We start from the raw sequence: 16,780 nt of genomic DNA on the forward strand, positions 1-16,780 counted from the left end.
CCCTTCCGGTCCGCCCAAGAGTCGCAGCCGGCTGACCACGCCGGCCCGGCTCTGGGCCGCGCTGATCGCCGCGCTGGTGGCGTTTCTCGCCATCGGCGGCACCTGCGCCGCCACGCTCGCCACGCGTCAGGCCTCGGAGACACACGCGGCCGGCTCCTCCGAGAAGCTGGTGCAGAATGTCAACGAGCTCTACCACGCGCTCGCCGAGGCGGATGCCACCGCCGCGACCGCGCTGCTGGTCGGCCCGGTGCCGCCGACCCGGCTGACCGATCTCTACAACAGCGACATCAACCAGGCGGTCACCGCGCTCTCGACGGCCTCGCGCGAGCTGGCCGGAGACAGCACGGCCTCGGCGCTGCTGAGCAACGTGGCCGGCCAACTGCCGCTCTACACGGGGTACATCGCGACCGCGCAAGCCAACAACCGCCTCGGCTTCCCGGTCTCCGGCGCGTATCTGCACGAGGCCTCGAACCTGATGCAGGGACAGATCCTCAAGGAGGTGCGCAGCGTCGCCGACGAGGAATCGGCCGCGCAGCGCTCCGGGCAGTCGGACGTCTCCGGCTTCCCGATCTGGATCCTCGTGGCGGCAGTGCTCGCGGCGGTGGTGCTGGTCCTCGCCGGCCGCGAGTTGTCCCGCAGCACCCGCCGGCGCTTCAACTCCGGAATCGTCGTCGGCGCGACGATCGCGCTCTTCGTCGTCATCTGGTCCCTGGTCGCGACCTCCTCGGCCGGGAACGCGGCGAACCGCGCGCAGGCGGACTTCGACAAGGTGGCCACGACGCTGTGGGACCGCGACAGCCTCGCGCTGGCCGACTCCTACCAGTCGCTCACCCTGGTCGACCGCGGCGCGGACAACGGAACCGACGCCCAGAACCAGGCCAAAGCCCTCGGCGACGTCGACTCTGCGGCCCTGAAGGGCGACGCGGCCGCGCTGTACAGCAAGCTCAAGCAGCAGCTGGCGAACGTGCGCAGCGCCTCCGACAACGGCGACTACTACGCGGCGGTCGAACTGATCGTCGGGCACGACACGAAGGCGAGCCCGAACACGGCGAGCGCCGACGCCGCGGACCTGGACAAGGCGCTGGTCAAGACCTTCAACGCGGATCAGGCCACATACACCTCCGACGCCAACGCCGCCGAATCGTCGCTCAGCGGAGGCCTGTGGGGCGGCTTGATCGGCGGCGTGCTCGCGGCGCTCGCGGCCGCGTACGGCGTCAACCGGCGGCTGGCGGAGTACCGATGAACGCGCCGATGATCAGACGGGGAAACGGGGAGCGGGCCATGGGGACGACGAGCCGGCGCGCCGACGCCGCACGCCTGCGCGGCAAGTCGAGGGCGGCCACGCTACTCACCGCCGCCGCGAGCACAATGGCACTGGCGCTCGTCGTCTCCGGGTGCAGCGGAGGCACGGTCGCCGTCGGCGCGCAGCCGAAAGTCACGCTGCCCCAGCCCGGGGCTGTCGTGACCGGATCGCCGTCTGCGGCACCGACCGCCGGACCGCCCAAGTGCAACACCAGCGCACTCTCCTACCATCCGACCGCGGGCGACGCGTCCAGCGCCGCGGTCAGCAACATCAAGAAGCGCGGCAAGCTCATCGTCGGAGTCGCCCAGGACGAGTACCTCACCGGCTACCTCGACGCCTCCGGCAACGAGACCGGCTTCGACGTGGAGATCGCCAAGCAGGTCGAGCAGGCGATCTTCGGCAATCAGGACCCCAAGAACATCCAGTTCCGCGCCGTCACCAACGCCGAGCGCATCACCGCGCTGCAGACCGACGACCCGGCGCGCGCCGTCGACATGGTCGTGGACACCTTCACCATCACCTGCGACCGCTCGAAGCAGGTCCAGTTCTCCAGCGTCTACTACAACGCCTACCAGCGCCTGCTCGTGCTGAAGAACAGCGGCTACCGGAACCTCGACGACCTCGGCGGCAAGAAGGTCTGCGCCCAGAACGGCTCGACCTCGATCCAGACGCTCATGATGTACAAGTCGCACCCGATCCCCTACGGGGTGACCAATCTGACTGATTGCCTCGTCGCGCTGCAGCAGGGCCAGGTGGACGCGATCTCCACCGACGACACCATCCTGGCCGGTCTCGCGCAGCAGGACCCCAACACCGCAGTGGTCGGCGACCGGGTCGAGCCCGAGCCGTACGGCATCGCGGTCTCGCCTGGGAACACCGGCCTGATCCGCTTCGTCAACGGTGTGCTGGAGACGATCCGCGGCAACGGCCAGTGGCAGAAGATCTACCAGAATTCGCTGGGATCGGTCCTCGGGCCGCAACAACCGCCCGCTGCACAATACGCTGACTAACGTGGTGGCCATGGTCTTCCCCGCATTCGGCCCGCCGACCCGCGAGGCCGTCGACGCGGAGCTCGCGCGGCTCGGCCAGGACGCGGCCCGGGTCGCCGACGCGCTGCTCGCGCTGGCCGACCACCCCGGCTACAAGCTGCTCGACAGCGCCCCGCTGACCGGGGTGACCGCGCAGCGCTGGCAGCGGACCGCCGCCCGGATCGCGGGGCTCTGGGACGACTACACCGCCTACCAGGACGTGCTCAGCCGGGCCGGCGAGATCCGCGGGCGCAGGGCCAAGCCGCGCCCCGAGGACCTGAACGCGATCGCCGAGCTGCTGCGCGGCAAGTCGATCACGCTGTCCACCAAGCACCTGGCCCTCTCCGAGCGCACCCTGCTCGGCCCGGCCACCGTCAGCGAGACCGCGACCCTGGCCGAGACGCTGCACCGGATGAACACCGACTTCCAGCTCGCCGCGGACTTCGTGACCGCCGCAGACACCACCTGGAACCGGCTCTTCCAGCAGGCCGACCCGGTCCAGGAGCGGATCAAGCAGGTCGCGGCCGTGGTGCGGCAGCTCGAGGACCGCACCCTGGCGACCGCGCTGGCCGGGATCGGGGACGAGTACGCCAAGCTGCGCCGCGAGGTCTTCGCGGACCCGATCGGGGTCGCCGCGCCGGGCTCGGCCTTTCCCGACAGGCTGCAGCGGATCCGGCAGGACGTAGAGTCGGTCGCGGCAGCCGCCACCGGGGCCGCCGATCTGCGCGCCGACTTCGAGCGGCGGACCGCGCAGCTGTCCCGGCTGATCGACCGGATCGCCGACGTGGAGGACGCCCAGCGCTCCGCCGAGCGCGCCGCGCGGGAGAAGATCCTCGTCGGCGCGCTGCCCGCGCCCACCACCCAGGTGCCCGCGCTGCGCGCCCGGCTGGCCGCGCTGGCCGAATTGCGCGACCGCGGCCTGTGGCGGCGGCTCGCCGATGAGGCTGCGGCGCTGGAGACCGCGCTGGACAACGCGCTGAACGCGGCCAACCGGGTGCACCAGGCGGTGGCCGGACTGCTGGAACGCCGCGAGGAACTGCGCGGAAGACTGGCGGCGTACCGGGTGCGCGCGGCAAGATCGGGTGCTGCGGAGGAACCGCGGCTGGAGGCGCTCTACCTCCAGGCCCGCGATCTGCTGTGGTCCAAGCCGTGCGACCTGGCGGCGTCCACTCGGGCGCTGGCGGTGTACCAGAAGGCGGTGCTGGCGCTCGACCAGCCCGGCCGTGGGGGAGGGGTGCGAGCGTGAACGGGGTCAGGTGCGGCCGGCCCGGCTGCGCGGGGATCATCGAGGACGGATACTGCGACACCTGCGGGCTGGCGCAGAAGTCGCCGGCGGTCGCCGCCGCCGGCGCGGGATCCGGCGCCTTCGGCGTCGGCGTTCAGGGTCCCAGCGCGGTGCCGAGCGGTATATCCGCCGGGTCCGGCCCGGTGCTCTGCGGGCGGCCAGGCTGCGACGGCATGATCGAAGACGGATACTGCGACACCTGCGGCATGGCCGCGTCCGCTAAGGACCCTGCGACGGCGGTGGAAGCGATCGCCGGCCCGGGCCCGGGAACCGGCGGGCCGCTCCCGGGTTCGCGTACCGGGTCCGGTGGCCGGCACGGCGCCGCGCCGAACGGCGGAACATCGAGCCCCGCTTCCGGGAACGGCCCTGCTTCTGGGAACGGCCCTGCTACTGGGAACGGCACAGCATCCGGGAACACCGCCTCAGCGCGCACCGGCTCGGTCCGCGGCTCGGCGGTATCCAGCCGCACCGGTTCCAGCCGCACCTCCTCCGGCCGGGCCCGCGGCTCCGCGGTCTCCGCGCGCACCGCCTCCTCCCGCACCGGCTCGACGCACGGCTCGCGGTCCACCGGACGCGGCGGCCTCGGGCTCGGGCTGGTCGAGATCCCGCAGGTCGAGTACCGCGACCCGAGCGAGGCCGTGCTCTCCGACCCGCAGGTGCCCGAGCACAAGCGGTTCTGCTCCAAGTGCGGCGAGAAGGTCGGCCGCTCCCGCGAGGGACGCCCCGGGCGCACCAGCGGCTACTGTGCCAAATGCGGCGGCAGCTACGACTTCAACCCCAAGCTCGCCGCGGGCGACCTGATCGGCGGCCAGTACGAGGTGCTCGGCTGCCTCGCGCACGGCGGCCTCGGCTGGATCTACCTGGCCACCGACAACAACGTCTCAGGGCGCTGGGTCGCCCTCAAAGGCCTGCTGGACACCGGCGACGCCGACGCGATGGCCGCGGCCGTCGCCGAGCGCCAGTTCCTCGCCGAGGTCGAGCACCCGAACGTGGTCAAGATCTACAACTTCGTGCGCCACCAGCTCGACGACTACATCGTCATGGAGTACGTCGGCGGCAAGTCGCTCAAGCAGATCGCGCTGGACTACAAGGCCGAGCACGGCGGCAAGCCGCTGCCGCTCGAGCAGGTGCTGGCCTACGCCGTCGAGATCCTGCCCGCTTTCGGGTACCTGCACTCGATCGGGCTGCTCTACTGCGACTTCAAGCCGGACAACGTGATCCAGTCCGAGGAGCAGCTCAAGCTGATCGACATGGGCGCGGTGCGCGCCTTCGACGACGAGGACTCCGCGGTCTACGGCACCGTCGGCTATCAGGCCCCGGAGATCGCGGAGCACGGCCCGTCGGTCGAGTCCGACCTGTTCACCGTGGGCCGGATGATGGCCGTGCTCTCCTTCGACTTCAAGGGCTTCACCTCCACCTACGCGACCACGCTGCCGCCCCGCGACTCGGTGCCGGTGCTGGCCAAGTACGAGTCCTTCGACCGAACCCTGCGCCGCGCCACGCACGCCCAGCGCGAGCGGCGCTTCTCCTCAGCCGCCGAGATGGCCGTCCAGCTCACCGGGGTGCTGCGCGAGGTGCTCGCGCTCGGTGACGGAGTACCGCGCCCGGCCCCCTCCACCCTGTTCACCGGCGAGCGGCTGGCCGTCGGCACCGACCTGACGCGGCCGGACGGCAGGCAGTTCGCCTCCGCGCTGCCGATCCCGACCGTCGACCCGACCGACCCGAACGCCGGCGCCCTGGCCACCCTCGGCGGCAGCCCGAAGCAGATCGTCAACACCCTCAACAACCTGCCGAACCCGTCCACCGAGGTGTACTTCCGGCTGGTGCGCGCCGAGATCGAGGACGGCCGGCACCGCGAGGCGGTCGGCTGGCTCGACCTGCTGCAGGAGCAGGACCCTTACGACTGGCGGGTGCAGTGGTACCGCGGCCTGCTGGCGTTGACCCGGGAGGACGGCGCCGAGGCGCGCGCCTACTTCGAGGCCTGCTACGACGAGCTGCCCGGCGAACTGGCGCCCAAGCTGGCCCTGGCCGCCGCCGCCGAGCTCACCGGCTCGCCGGATGTCGCGCTGCGCTACTACCAGCTGGTCTGGGCCGTGGACCGGTCCTACGCGACGGCCGCCTTCGCGATCGCCCGGCTGCGCGCGGAGCAGAAGGACTACGCGGGCGCGGTCGAGGTGCTCGGCCAGGTGCCCGAGTCCTCGATCCATCGCACCGCGGCCGAGATCCAGGCGATCACCACCCGCCTCGCCTCGCCCGGCTTCGCCGACTGGGTGGCGCCCGCGGAGCTGCACGAGCTGAGCACCCGCGTGGCCGCGCTCGGCCTGGACGGCGAGGCGCACGAGTCGATGGTGTGCCAGGTGCTGATCGGCGCGCTCAGCTGGCTCGTGGCGCACCCGACGACCTCCGCCGTCGCGCGCAACATCGCGCAGGGCCGGGTGTTCGACGCCGACCTGACCGAGCGTGAAGTGCGTCTCGCCCTGGAGCGGTCCTACCGGGCGCGCGCCCGCATGGCCCCCGACCGAAGGAGCCGGATCGAACTGGTGGATCAGGCCAACGCGCTGCGACCCAGGACCGTGCTATGACCGGGGCCGAACAGCCGGGGAACCCGGTGTCGGGCAACCCGCAGACCCAGGAGCCGCCGCCCGCGCCGCCGGATACCCGCGCGTGCACCGCCTGCGGCGCACAGGTGCTGCCGAGCGACGGCTACTGCGAGGAGTGCGGCGCCGACCTCCTGGTGCGGCGCAGCGCCCCGCCGGGAGGCGCTGCGCTGCCGTGCTCCGACTGCGGCGGCACCGCGTTCACCGACGGCTACTGCGACAACTGCGGCAGGCTCGCCCCCTCCCCGCGCGACCACTGGGAGCGCGACCTGGGCGTCGTGGCCGGGGTGAGCGACCGGGGGCTGCGGCACAGCCGCAACGAGGACTCGATGGCCTTCGCGGTGATCGGCGAGGGCACCGAGTACCCGGCGAGCGTCGTCGTGGTCTGCGACGGCGTGTCCAGCTCCGTCGATCCGCAGCGCGCCTCCCAGCTGGCGGCGAACACCACCCTGGACTACCTGGTGCGCGCGCTGCGCCACGGCGAACCCGCGCCCGCGTCCACGAGCGCCGCGATCGAGACCGCGCAGCGGGCGGTCGCCGGCCTCGCGGAGGAATACCGGGACCGCTCGGACGCCCCCTCGTGCACGATCGCCACCGCCGTCGTCGAACGAGGCCGGGTGACGGTCGGCTGGGTCGGCGACAGCCGCGTCTACTGGCTCGCGGCGGACGGCGGCACCTCGCGCCGGCTCACCGACGACGACACCTGGGCCGGGCAGCTGATCGCCGGGGGAGCGGTGAACGAGGCCGAGGCGTACAAGGCCCCGCACGCCCACGCGATCCTGCGCTGGCTGGGCCCGGAGGCCCCGCCGGAGCCGCCGCACGTGCGGGACTTCGCACCGCAGGGCCCCGGCCTGGTGCTCGCCTGCAGCGACGGGCTGTGGAACTACGTGTGGGACGCGGCCGACCTGGCGAGCCTGGCGGGTGAGGGCTGGAACGGGCTGGCCGCGGCCTCGGCGTCGCTGACCGCGGTCGCGCTCAACAGCGGCGGGCAGGACAACATCACCACGGTGCTGGCCTATTACCCGCCGATCGCGCCGCCCGCAGCCGCCGTTGCGGCCGCCGCGCCGACGCTCCAGCTGCCGCCGCTGACCGAGACCGCTGAGATCGTGTCCACCGACAGCGCGTCCACCGACATCGCGTCCAGCAACGGAACCGCGCCGTCCGACGAGGGGATCGAACCGTGAGCACGCCGACCCTGCCGCAGTTCACCGTGAGCGTCTACCAGAACGAGTTCCTGCCCGAGGGCGCCGGCGAGGTCAACGCGATCGTGACGGTGACCTCCACCGGCGCGGTCGCCGGGCCGAGCAGCGGTGCCCGCGCCGCCCAGGTGATCATGGTGGACTGCTCCGGTTCGATGGACTATCCCAGCGCCAAGATGTCCGCCGCGCGCCAGGCCACCAAGGCCGCGATCGACGCGATCCGCGAGGGCGTCCCGTTCGCGGTGGTCGCCGGGACGCACGTGGCGCGGATGGTCTTCCCCACCACCGAGTACCTGGTGCCGGCCGACGCCGGGACCCGCGCCGCGGCGAAGGCCGCCGTGGACCGGCTCACCGCCGGCGGCGGCACCGCGATCAGCCAGTGGCTCTCGCTCGCCGACCGGCTGTTCACCGGGCACGAGAGCGCGATCCGGCACGCGATCCTGCTCACCGACGGCAAGGACGAGCACGAGAGCCCGGACGACCTCGACATGGCGATCGCGCGCTGCGAGGGCCGGTTCACCTGCGACTGCCGCGGCATCGGCACCGACTGGGTCGTCGCGGAGCTGCGCCGGATCGCCGGCGGCCTGCTCGGCAGCGTGGACATCGTGGCCGATCCGATGAACCTCGCCGACGACTTCCGCGCGATGATCGAGGGCGCGATGGGCAAGGCCGTGGCCGACGTGCGGCTGCGCCTGTGGTCGCCGCAGGGCTCGACGATAAAGTTCGTCAAGCAGGTCGCGCCGAACGTCGTCGACCTGAGCGGCCGCCGCCTGCAGACCGGGCCGCTGGCCGGGGACTACCCGACCGGGGCGTGGGGCGCGGAGTCGCGCGACTACCACGTCTGTGTGACCGTGCGGCCGGGATCCGTCGGCGACGAGATGCTGGCCGCGCGCGCCTCGCTGGTGTCGATCGACGGCTCGGGCCAGGCGCAGGTGCTCGGCCAGGGCCTGGTGCGCGCGGTGTGGACCGACGACGCGGCGCTTTCCACCAAGATGAACCGCCAGGTCGCGCACTACACCGGGCAGGCCGAACTCGCCGACGCGATCCAGGCGGGCCTGGAGGCGCGCAAGAACGGCGACTACGACACGGCCACGGCCAAGCTCGGCCGCGCGGTCCAGCTCGCGGCGGCCTCCGGCAACGACGACACCACGAGGCTGCTGGCCAAGGTGGTCGACGTGGAGGACCCGGCGACCGGCACCGTGCGGCTCAAGGCGCGGGTCAACGACGCCGACGAGATGGCCCTGGACACCCGGTCGAGCAAGACAGTGCGGGTGGGCAAGGGCAACAACCAGGGCTGACCGGCGTCGGGGCGGTCAACGAGAACAGCAAGCACCGGGGAGGTCCGATGGCGCGGTGTCCGGCCGGGCACGAATCGCAGACCAGCGACTACTGCGACACCTGTGGCGCGGTGATGGGCGGCTCACCAGTCACGCCCGCCGCGCTGTTGGAGAGCACCGCCCTGCTCGGCGCGGAGCCGGGCGCGGCCGGATCCGGCTCCGGCGGCTCCTGCCCGAACTGCGGGGCGGAGCGCGGCGGCCGGTTCTGCGAGGAATGCGGGTTCGACTACGAGCTGGCCGAGCTGCTCCCGTCCGTGCCGGCCGCGACCGGCGCGGCCCAGACGCAGGCGGGTCCGGAACTGAACGGCCACGCGCCGAGAGGCGCCGAGGCCGCCGCGCCGCAGCTCCCTGATCCGCAGCCGGCCGGTCCCGGCGGCGGTGCGCCGGAGCCGGAGCCGGAGGCGCCGCCTGTCGCGCCAAGCCCGGATGCGGCCGTCGGCGAGGGCTTCGGCGCGGACGGCGGCGTCGCCGGGAGCGCGAGCCAGCCTCCCGCGGCGCCCTTGAGCGCGCAGCCGCTGGCCGTCGTCGTCACGGCGGACCGCGAGTACTACGCGGCGCAGGTCGAGCGCGGCGACATCATCGAGTCCGAATTCCCGTTCCCGAAGTACCCCGGCGAGCGCCGCTTCGCCCTCGACGCCGACCTGGTCAGGATCGGGCGCGCCTCGGCCAGCCGCGGCATCGCGGTGGAGATCGACCTGACCGGGCCGCCGCTCGACCCGGCGGTCTCGCACCTGCACGCCCAGCTCTCGCGCGGCGCGGACGGCGGCTGGCGGCTGGTCGACCTGGGCTCCGCGAACGGCACCAGGCTCAACGGCGCCGAGCAGCCGGTGCCGGTCGAGACCGAGGTCCCGGTCAAGCCAGGGGACCGGATCCACGTCGGGGTGTGGACCACGCTCACCCTCGAAGAGGCCTGATCCGGTCGGCCCGGAGCGTCCGCCGCGGAAGCAGGGCACGCATATAGCCGCGCGGTTCGTGCACATTCCGGTTGCGTCCGCATATGCGAGCGACCATGCAAACGCCGCCCGGTCCCCGCACGGACCGGGCGGCGTCCCACGCGCCCGCTCGCGGGGCGCCGGCGCCCCGCGAACCGGAAGACGCGCCCCGTCGCGGGGCACGGTGAATCAGAGCACGTCGTCGAACTCGCCGTCCTTGATCCCGGCCAGGAACGCGGCGATCTCGGCGCGGGTGTAGATCAGCGCCGGCCCGTGCGGGTCGCGGGAGTTGCGCATCGCGACGTTTCCGTCGGCCAGCGGCGCGACCTCGACGCAGTTGCCGTTGTAACCGCTGTGGCTGCTCTTGCGCCAGGCGGCTCCGACCAGCGCATCGGCCGAGACGCCGTTGTCGAACTTCGTGGTCTCGCCTGTCATGACCTCTCACTCTCCGACCGGCTTGCACGGTCCGTCTGCATGAGTCACTTGCATGTGCATTGGGGGCACTCACGCAACGTAGCACCGTCGGATCGGATTGCATACGAAGATCTGAGAATCAGGCCATTGCGGACCGTGGCGCGAAGCCGGCCCGGCACCGCGCCGCAACGCGGAATCGAGGGCGCAAGGACGCCGCGCACGCGGCGTCAGCGGGCCTTCGGGCGTATCAGGCTATTGCGTCAAGCACGCCCGGAGGTGAACGAATGTGCCCGGATTCAGATGTCCTCGCGCGCCTTGAGCAGTGTCTGCCGGGTGCGCGCCGGGGTCTCCGCCTCCACGGCCAGGCGGTCGAGCGCGCGGCTGTAGATCTCGATCTCCTCGGGTTTCTCCAGGTACAGCGCGCCCGCGAGGTGCTCGACGTACACGATGTCGGACAGCTCCTGCTCGCCGAAACGCAGCAGCGTGAACGGGCCCTCCGCGCCGTAGCCGCTGGTCTGGTACGGCACGACCTGCAAGCTGATGTTCGGCAGCGTGGTCATCTCCAGCAGATGGTCCAGCTGGGCGCGCAGCACCCGCGCGCCGCCGATCCTGCGGTAGAGCACTGACTCGTCGATGACCACCCACAGCTTCGGCGCGGACTGGCCCAGCAACACCTTTTGCCGCTGCATGCGCAAATGCACTTTGCGTTCGGTGTCGCGGTCCGCGTTCTCCGGGCGGCCGCGGCTCGCGATCGCCAGCGCGTAGTCCTCCGTCTGCAGCAGGCCCGGGACGAACTGGTTCTCGTACGCCTTGATCTGCGACGCCGACTCCTCGAGGCCGACGTAGTCCTCGAACCACTTCGGCATCAGGTCGGAGTAGGCGTGCCACCAGCCCTGCACGTTCGACTGTTCGACGAGGGTGAGCACCTTCCGGCGCTCCTCGTCGTCCGTGACGCCGTACAGCGTGAGCAGGTCCGCCACGTCGCGCTCCTTGAAGCCGACGCGGCCGCTCTCCATGCGGCTGAGCTTCGACTCCGAGCCGCGGATGCTGTACGCGGCCGACGCGCGGGTGATCTCGGCCCGCTCGCGCAGCCGGCGCAGCTGCGTGCCCAGGATGAGCCGACGAACGGTCGGGCCGGTAGCGGCCTCGCTCCTTCGGTCGTCGATCATGCCCATCAGGACCCTCCCTCGAAACTGCCCGGGTACGCTTACGATGTTATTACGACTCCTTACGCTAAGTTAAGCGCCGTCAGCTTTCTGGTTGTGCAAACGAACCGGGAGAACGCAATGACCGATAACGCCTCCGCGCAGTCAAGTGCCACCGCCTCCGAGCGCTCCGTGCCGGTCGGTGTCGACCCCACAAGAGCCAGCATCGCACGTGTCTACGACGCCTTCCTCAACGGGAAGGACAACTACGAGGTGGACCGCAACGTGCTGCGCGGTGTGCAGAAGGCGGCCCCGGAGGCGGTCGACCTGGCCTTCGAGAACCGCGGCTTCCTGATCCGGGTGTGCCGGTTCCTGGCCACCCAGACCGGGATCGACCAGTTCCTCGACTGCGGCTCCGGCCTGCCGACCGCGGAGAACGTGCACCAGGTCGTGCAGCGGACCAACCCGGATGCCTCGGTCGTCTACATCGACAACGACCCGGTGGTGCTCGCCCACGGCCGCGCGCTGCTGGAGGAGAACGAGCGCACGCACCTGGTCTCCGCGGACATCTTCAACCCGGCCGAGGTGCTGGGCAACGAGGAGATCCGCGCCCGCATCGACTTCTCCAGCCCGCTGGTCTTCCTCCAGATGGGCACGCTGCACCACTACAACGGCCCGCGCGAGCGCCCGGCGCAGATCATGCGCGAGTACATCGACGCGCTGCCCTCCGGCTCGTACGTGGCGATCAGCCACTTCTTCGACCCGGAGAACGAGTACAGCCCGGTGGCCCGCAAGATGGAGGAGATGTTCCTGCACAGCATGATGGGCTCGGGCACCTTCCGCACCCGCGCCGAGCTGCTGGAGCTGTTCGACGGTCTCGAGCTGGTCGAGCCCGGCCTGACCCTGTGCGCCGACTGGTGGCCGGACGGCCCGCGGCTCAAGCCGCTCAACCAGGTGCAGAACTGCATCGCCGGAGCGGTCGGCCGCAAGCCCTGAGCGCGAGGCAGGACCGCTTCGAACGAAACGCCGAAACGCTCAGGCGGCGCGTCTTCGAGCGGCCGGATCCCAACCAGGACACCGAATACCGAAGGATCCTGAAGAGCGAAGGACCCTGCGACGCCGCCGCCCGAACCGGCGGGACCTGACCGGCTCCGGCGCGAGCCGATCAGGGCCGACCGGTTCGGGCGGCGGCGTCGCAGGGCGCAGCGGGATCCGGGACCCGGCAGCCGGGGCCCGGCTGTGTCAGCCTGCGTACTTGACGATGGTCTTGGTGAAGTCGTACGGGTTCTGGGTGATGTTGGAGCAGGTTCCCGGCGCCCAGGGCTCGACCACGCCGGCCGGGCACTGGAAGTCCCGGTTGACCGACCAGAACGAGAACCAGGCCGGGTGGTTGGCCTGCGCGAAGCCGAGCAGCGTGCTGAAGTCGGACTGGGTGAACAGCTCAGAGGGCTGATCCGTGTGGCCGTTCATGAGCTGGAAGCCCAGGTGCGCCCAGGCCTGCGCCGCGCTCCAGCCGTAGATGCCCTCCAGCTGACCCACCGCGTCGTCGGCGATCGCCTCGGTCTGCCCGACCTCGGTGCCGGAGGTCAGGCCGGTGTCGAAGTCCATGATGTTGATCACGTCGAGCCGGGCGCCGTTCGCGATCGCCTGCCGGATCTCGTCGGTGCCGCTGCCCGGGAAGCCGATCGTCGTCATCGGGATCGTCAGCGAGACCTTCAAGCTCGGATTATTCGCCTCGAGAATCTTGATCGCGCCGAAGCGGACCGCCGTGTTCGAGTCCAGCGCGGTGTTCTCGTAGTCGAAGTCGACCCGGTCCAGCTTGTATTTGGTGATCACCTGCTGGTAGGCGTTGGCGAGCGCGGAGGCCGAGCCGCAGGTCGATCCGAGCTCGGTGCCGTTGTAGCCGCCGAAGGAGACTGCGGCGTCGCCGCCGGCCGCGCGGATCGCGTTGATGTCCGCGGCCACCGTCGTGTCCGAGGACACCGGCATCGCGGAGTTGCCGTCCCAGGCGGGCGTGCAGCCGCCGGAGTCCAGCACGAAGGCCAGGTTGAACTCGGTCTCGCCGGAGCCGCTGATGATCGAGGAGATCGAGGCCGGGTTGTTGTCGACCGGCATGAAGTACACCGGGTGCGTGAAGGGGCCGCCGCTGGGCGGCGTCACGGAACCGGTCGGGGAGGCCGAGGGCGAGGGCGACGTGCTGGGGCTGTGCGAGGGTGACGCGGACGGGGACGGCGAGGGCGAGCCGCCGGTCGCGGAGGCCGAGGGCGACGGCGATCCGGTGCCGCCCGGGCCGTTCAGCGCCAGGTCGTCGGCGTAGTACGTGCCCTGCGCGTACCAGCCGTGTACGAACACTTGCACGCTGGTCTGGCTCGCCGCGGTGGTGAACGTGGTGGACAGCTGCTGCCACGATGTCGCCGACGGCGTCCAGTTCGAGGCGCCGCCGGTGATCCCGAGGTAGACGTAGGCGCCCTCGACGTAGCCGGACAGCGTGTAGCTGGTGTTCGGCAGCACCGAGACGGTCTGCGTGCACTGCGCGTTATCGGACGAGGTGGCGGCGCCGGCCAGCGCGTGCGCGCCGGAGTGGACGGGGGAGGAGACCACCGAGCCGGTGCCGGCGTCGCAGCTCCAGCCGGTCAGGTCGCCGGACTCGAAGCCTGAGTTGGTCAGCAGGTTGGTGGTCGCCGCGCCGGCCGGAACGGCGAGGAACGCGGCGACCCCGACGCCCCCGGCCGTCAGGGCCAGGGCTAGGGCCGCGGCGCCCAGGCGCTTCGGCGGGCGGACGACGATGCGGGGCGGACGCACGGAGGCGCTCCTTGTCTTCGGTCGGCGGAAGGCCGCGCGGCAGAGTGGGGCCGTGCTGGTCCGGGTCGCCGTACCGGAGGGAGCAACTGCTGTGCACTGTGGTCCAGACCACTCGCTTCTGTCAAGGTTGTGGTCTGGACCAATTTACGACGCGCCGCGCGACTGTCCCGCTCAGCTGGACAGGTGCCCGGCGCATCAGGCCACGAGATCCGCCCGGTGGTCCGAGGCGTGCCGCGGACCGGGCAGCGCGCGGGCCAGCGCCAGCCGGCGCACCGCCTCGCGCAGCAGCTCCGGCGGCTGCACGTACGGCAGGCGCACGTATCGCTCGAAGGTCCCGGCGTCGGCGCCGAATCTCGGTCCGGCGTGCAGTAGGACGCCGTGCGTCTGCGCGCGCTGCGAAAGCGCCGTCGCCTCCTCGCGGTCCATCCGCAACCACAGGCACAGTCCGCCCTCCGGCTCCCGGAAGGTCCAGGTCGGGAAGGTCTCCGTGACGGCCTGCATCAGCACCGCGCGTTGCTCGCGCCAGGCGCGCCGGTGTTCGTCCAGGTAGCCCTGGTCCCCGCGCAGCACCGCGGCCGCGGCCACCTGGTCCAGGATCGGGGAGGCCAGGTCCATCGCGGCGCGCGCCGCCGCCAGCTCGTGCACGATCCGCACCGGGCCGCGCAGCCAGCCGATCCGCAGCCCGCCCCAGAAGGACTTGGCCATCGAGCCGCAGACCAGCACCGCCTCGGCGTCGACGGGCCGGATCGTGGCCGCGTACGGCGGCGGGACCGGCACGTCCAGCGCCGCCTCGGTAATCGTCTCGTCGGCCAGCAGCCAGGATCCGGCCAGCCTGGCCGAGCGCGCGATCGAGGCCTGGGCGTCCGGGTCCATCAGGTGCCCGGTCGGGTTCTGGAAGTGCGGGACCAGATACGCGAGGCGGGGCCGCAGCTGGGCCAGCGCGTTCTCGTAGCTGCCGGGCACCCAGCCGCCGTCCTCCAGGGGGACCGGCATCGGCCGGGCCTGCGCGTTGCGGAAGGTGTCCAGCGCGTTCGGATAGGTCGGGCTCTCCACCAGCACCCGGTCGCCGGCCCGGCACAGCAGCCGCGCGACCAGCGTGATCGCGCCCTGGGCTCCGTTGGTCACCAGGATCTGGTCCCGCGAGGTGGGCAGTCCGCGGGCGGTGTAGTGGTCGGCGATGGCCTCGCGCAGGATGTCCAGTCCATAGGGGACGTACCCACCGGCGCCGGAGTACGCCGGCATCTGCTCGGCCGCGGTCCGCAGCGCGGACTGGAGTACGGGCAGCGGGGCGAGCGGCGCCGCGCACATCAGGTCGATCACGTCACCGTCCTGGCCGGCGGCCAGCCAGCCGCCGCTGGTGCGCGCCGCCGCGCCGTCCGGCAGCGAGACGTAGCTGCCAGAGCCCTGCCGGCTGATCGCGAAACCGCTCTCGCGCAGCAGCGAGTACGCGGCCGTGACCGTGGTCCTGCTGACTCCGAGGGCCTCGCTCAGCGAACGCTCGGCCGGAAGGCGGGTGCCCAGGGCCAGCCGACCGTCCAATACCAGCCCGGTGATCCGTTCCGCGAGCGCCGCCTGAAGCGGCCTGGCCCGGCCCGCGGCGCGGCCCTGCTCCGCGCCGTCCGCGCTGCGCCAGGGCCCGAGCCGCTGCGCGAGCTGGTGCGCTCCGATCGTGGTGGTCGGCGCTGCCAATCAGGCCACCTTCTTCAAATTGGCTATCGGGGAACGGTCCAATCTTCGACCAGAATGGCAGCAGAAGGCCACAGATTCAAGATTGGCCACAGCTTTCACGAGGGACAGGAGAGCAGCCATGTCGTTCCGCACCGAGCAGCCCAGTGCGTCCACCGCGATCACCGACCAGCTGGAGCGCCAGTTCGCCGCCGGGCGGTCCGAGCGGATCAGCGACCCGTTCGACCTGAGCCGGATCACCCGTCTGTGGCGCCGGTCCAGCCGGGGTGCGCGCGCGTGATTCCGCGCGAACATCCTTCTTTGCATGCGAAGAGCCGCGAACGCACCGCGCGACTGCTCCAACTGGCCGCCGGCCTGTTCCTCTACGGCGTCAGCGAGGCGCTGATGCTGGCCCCGGCGGTCGGCGTCGACCCCTGGGACGTCTTCCACACCGGGTTGGCCCGCATCACCGGCATCCAGGTCGGCACGGTGCTGATCATCGTCGGCGGCGTGGTGCTGATGCTGTGGATCCCGCTACGCCAGCGGCCCGGCCTCGGCACCGTCGCCAACATCGTCGTGATCGGCGCAGTCGTCGACCTGCTGCTCGCGACGATGCCCGCTCCGCACGCCCTCTGGCTGCGCTGGGCCGTGTTCGTCGCGGGCGTCCTGCTCAACGGGGTCGCCACCGGGCTCTACATCGGCGCCGGGCTCGGCGCGGGACCACGCGACGGCCTGACCACCGGCCTGGCCGCGCGCGGCCGTTCGATCCGCGTCGTGCGTACCGGCATCGAGCTGTCCGTGTTGGCGGTGGGCTGGCTGCTCGGCGGCAACGTCGGCGCCGGCACGCTGATCTACGCCCTCGGCATCGGTCCGCTGGTGCACGTGACGATCCCGTGGTTCGCCCGCGGATCGGCGAGGCCGGCACCGGCACGTACGCCTACGCCAGTCCTGGTTCTCACATCGCCGTCGGCGCCAACGCTCGCACCCGCACCGACACTCGTATCCGCCGCGCCAACGCCCCAGACCTGCTCCGGCATCGGCTAGTCCGCTCCGCTCCGATCCGATCCCGATTG

14 protein-coding genes are annotated in these 16,780 nt (G+C 71.7%); 10 read left to right on the forward strand and 4 right to left on the reverse strand.

What is annotated here, in order from left to right:
• The 7 genes from VFB40_RS18220 to VFB40_RS18250 all read left to right on the forward strand — a co-directional run.
• On the forward strand, positions 1–1,243 hold a 1,243-nt coding region (locus VFB40_RS18220; RefSeq protein ID WP_324852212.1), incomplete at its 5' end, for a GlnX family signal transduction membrane protein.
• Between the two features lie 38 nt (positions 1,244–1,281).
• On the forward strand, positions 1,282–2,313 hold the full coding sequence (locus tag VFB40_RS18225) for a glutamate ABC transporter substrate-binding protein (RefSeq protein ID WP_324852214.1): 1,032 nt from the start codon (positions 1,282–1,284) through the stop codon (positions 2,311–2,313).
• Between the two features lies 1 nt (position 2,314).
• Positions 2,315–3,577, forward strand: coding sequence for a hypothetical protein (locus tag VFB40_RS18230; RefSeq protein WP_324852216.1), 1,263 nt, complete (start codon positions 2,315–2,317; stop codon positions 3,575–3,577).
• Entirely contained in the window at positions 3,574–6,198 is a 2,625-nt protein-coding gene (locus VFB40_RS18235; protein WP_324852218.1) for a serine/threonine-protein kinase, read from the forward strand. The genes VFB40_RS18230 and VFB40_RS18235 overlap by 4 nt, the downstream gene beginning before the upstream one ends.
• Complete coding sequence (locus tag VFB40_RS18240; RefSeq protein ID WP_324852220.1) at positions 6,195–7,397, forward strand: protein phosphatase 2C domain-containing protein; 1,203 nt, start codon at positions 6,195–6,197, stop codon at positions 7,395–7,397. The genes VFB40_RS18235 and VFB40_RS18240 overlap by 4 nt, the downstream gene beginning before the upstream one ends.
• Positions 7,394–8,710, forward strand: a complete 1,317-nt coding sequence (locus tag VFB40_RS18245) for a vWA domain-containing protein (RefSeq protein ID WP_324852223.1) — start codon at positions 7,394–7,396, stop codon at positions 8,708–8,710. Before VFB40_RS18240 ends, VFB40_RS18245 begins: the two co-directional genes overlap by 4 nt.
• Positions 8,711–8,757: 47 nt before the next feature.
• Positions 8,758–9,663, forward strand: coding sequence for an FHA domain-containing protein (locus VFB40_RS18250; RefSeq protein WP_324852225.1), 906 nt, complete (start codon positions 8,758–8,760; stop codon positions 9,661–9,663).
• A 207-nt stretch (positions 9,664–9,870) separates the two neighbouring features.
• Here VFB40_RS18250 and VFB40_RS18255 read toward each other — a convergent pair whose 3' ends face one another.
• Positions 9,871–10,116 carry a DUF397 domain-containing protein gene (locus VFB40_RS18255; RefSeq protein WP_324852227.1) on the reverse strand — a complete coding sequence of 82 codons (246 nt, stop codon included), beginning with the start codon at positions 10,114–10,116 and terminating at the stop codon, positions 9,871–9,873.
• Positions 10,117–10,391: 275 nt separating this feature from the next.
• The gene (locus VFB40_RS18260) at positions 10,392–11,270 is read right to left on the reverse strand and encodes a Sco1979 family transcriptional regulator (RefSeq protein WP_324852229.1); all 879 of its coding nucleotides are present in this window, start codon (positions 11,268–11,270) and stop codon (positions 10,392–10,394) included.
• 111 nt (positions 11,271–11,381) lie between these two features.
• On the opposite strand from VFB40_RS18260, the gene VFB40_RS18265 reads away from it, so the two are divergent.
• Complete coding sequence (locus VFB40_RS18265) at positions 11,382–12,236, forward strand: SAM-dependent methyltransferase (protein ID WP_324852231.1); 855 nt, start codon at positions 11,382–11,384, stop codon at positions 12,234–12,236.
• Between the two features lie 246 nt (positions 12,237–12,482).
• Here VFB40_RS18265 and VFB40_RS18270 read toward each other — a convergent pair whose 3' ends face one another.
• Positions 12,483–14,042: a carbohydrate binding domain-containing protein gene (locus tag VFB40_RS18270; protein WP_324852233.1), complete on the reverse strand. Its 1,560-nt coding sequence runs from the start codon at positions 14,040–14,042 to the stop codon at positions 12,483–12,485.
• A 195-nt stretch (positions 14,043–14,237) separates the two neighbouring features.
• Positions 14,238–15,731 carry a MocR-like transcription factor YczR gene (yczR, locus tag VFB40_RS18275; protein WP_324852235.1) on the reverse strand — a complete coding sequence of 498 codons (1,494 nt, stop codon included), beginning with the start codon at positions 15,729–15,731 and terminating at the stop codon, positions 14,238–14,240.
• A 118-nt stretch (positions 15,732–15,849) separates the two neighbouring features.
• On the opposite strand from yczR, the gene VFB40_RS18280 reads away from it, so the two are divergent.
• Together VFB40_RS18280 and yczE are read left to right on the forward strand one after the other, a co-directional pair.
• A complete protein-coding gene (locus VFB40_RS18280; protein ID WP_324852237.1) occupies positions 15,850–16,008 on the forward strand; it encodes a hypothetical protein in 159 nt (52 codons plus the stop codon).
• A 20-nt stretch (positions 16,009–16,028) separates the two neighbouring features.
• Positions 16,029–16,751, forward strand: a complete 723-nt coding sequence (gene yczE, locus VFB40_RS18285) for a membrane protein YczE (RefSeq protein WP_324852239.1) — start codon at positions 16,029–16,031, stop codon at positions 16,749–16,751.
• Positions 16,752–16,780 lie beyond the last annotated feature (29 nt).

It is taken from the genome of Actinocrinis sp. (assembly GCF_035650855.1).
Classification (GTDB): domain Bacteria; phylum Actinomycetota; class Actinomycetes; order Streptomycetales; family Catenulisporaceae; genus Actinocrinis.

Excerpts from the sequence above, each read along its gene's own strand:
- VFB40_RS18280 (WP_324852237.1), top strand. The coding sequence starts at position 15,850 with ATGTCGTTCCGCACCGAGCAGCCCAGTGCGTCCACCGCGATCACCGAC.
- VFB40_RS18225 (WP_324852214.1), top strand. The coding sequence starts at position 1,282 with ATGGGGACGACGAGCCGGCGCGCCGACGCCGCACGCCTGCGCGGCAAG.
- VFB40_RS18240 (WP_324852220.1), top strand. The coding sequence starts at position 6,195 with ATGACCGGGGCCGAACAGCCGGGGAACCCGGTGTCGGGCAACCCGCAG.
- VFB40_RS18255 (WP_324852227.1), bottom strand. The coding sequence starts at position 10,116 with ATGACAGGCGAGACCACGAAGTTCGACAACGGCGTCTCGGCCGATGCG.
- VFB40_RS18265 (WP_324852231.1), top strand. The coding sequence starts at position 11,382 with ATGACCGATAACGCCTCCGCGCAGTCAAGTGCCACCGCCTCCGAGCGC.
- VFB40_RS18250 (WP_324852225.1), top strand. The coding sequence starts at position 8,758 with ATGGCGCGGTGTCCGGCCGGGCACGAATCGCAGACCAGCGACTACTGC.
- VFB40_RS18260 (WP_324852229.1), bottom strand. The coding sequence starts at position 11,270 with ATGGGCATGATCGACGACCGAAGGAGCGAGGCCGCTACCGGCCCGACC.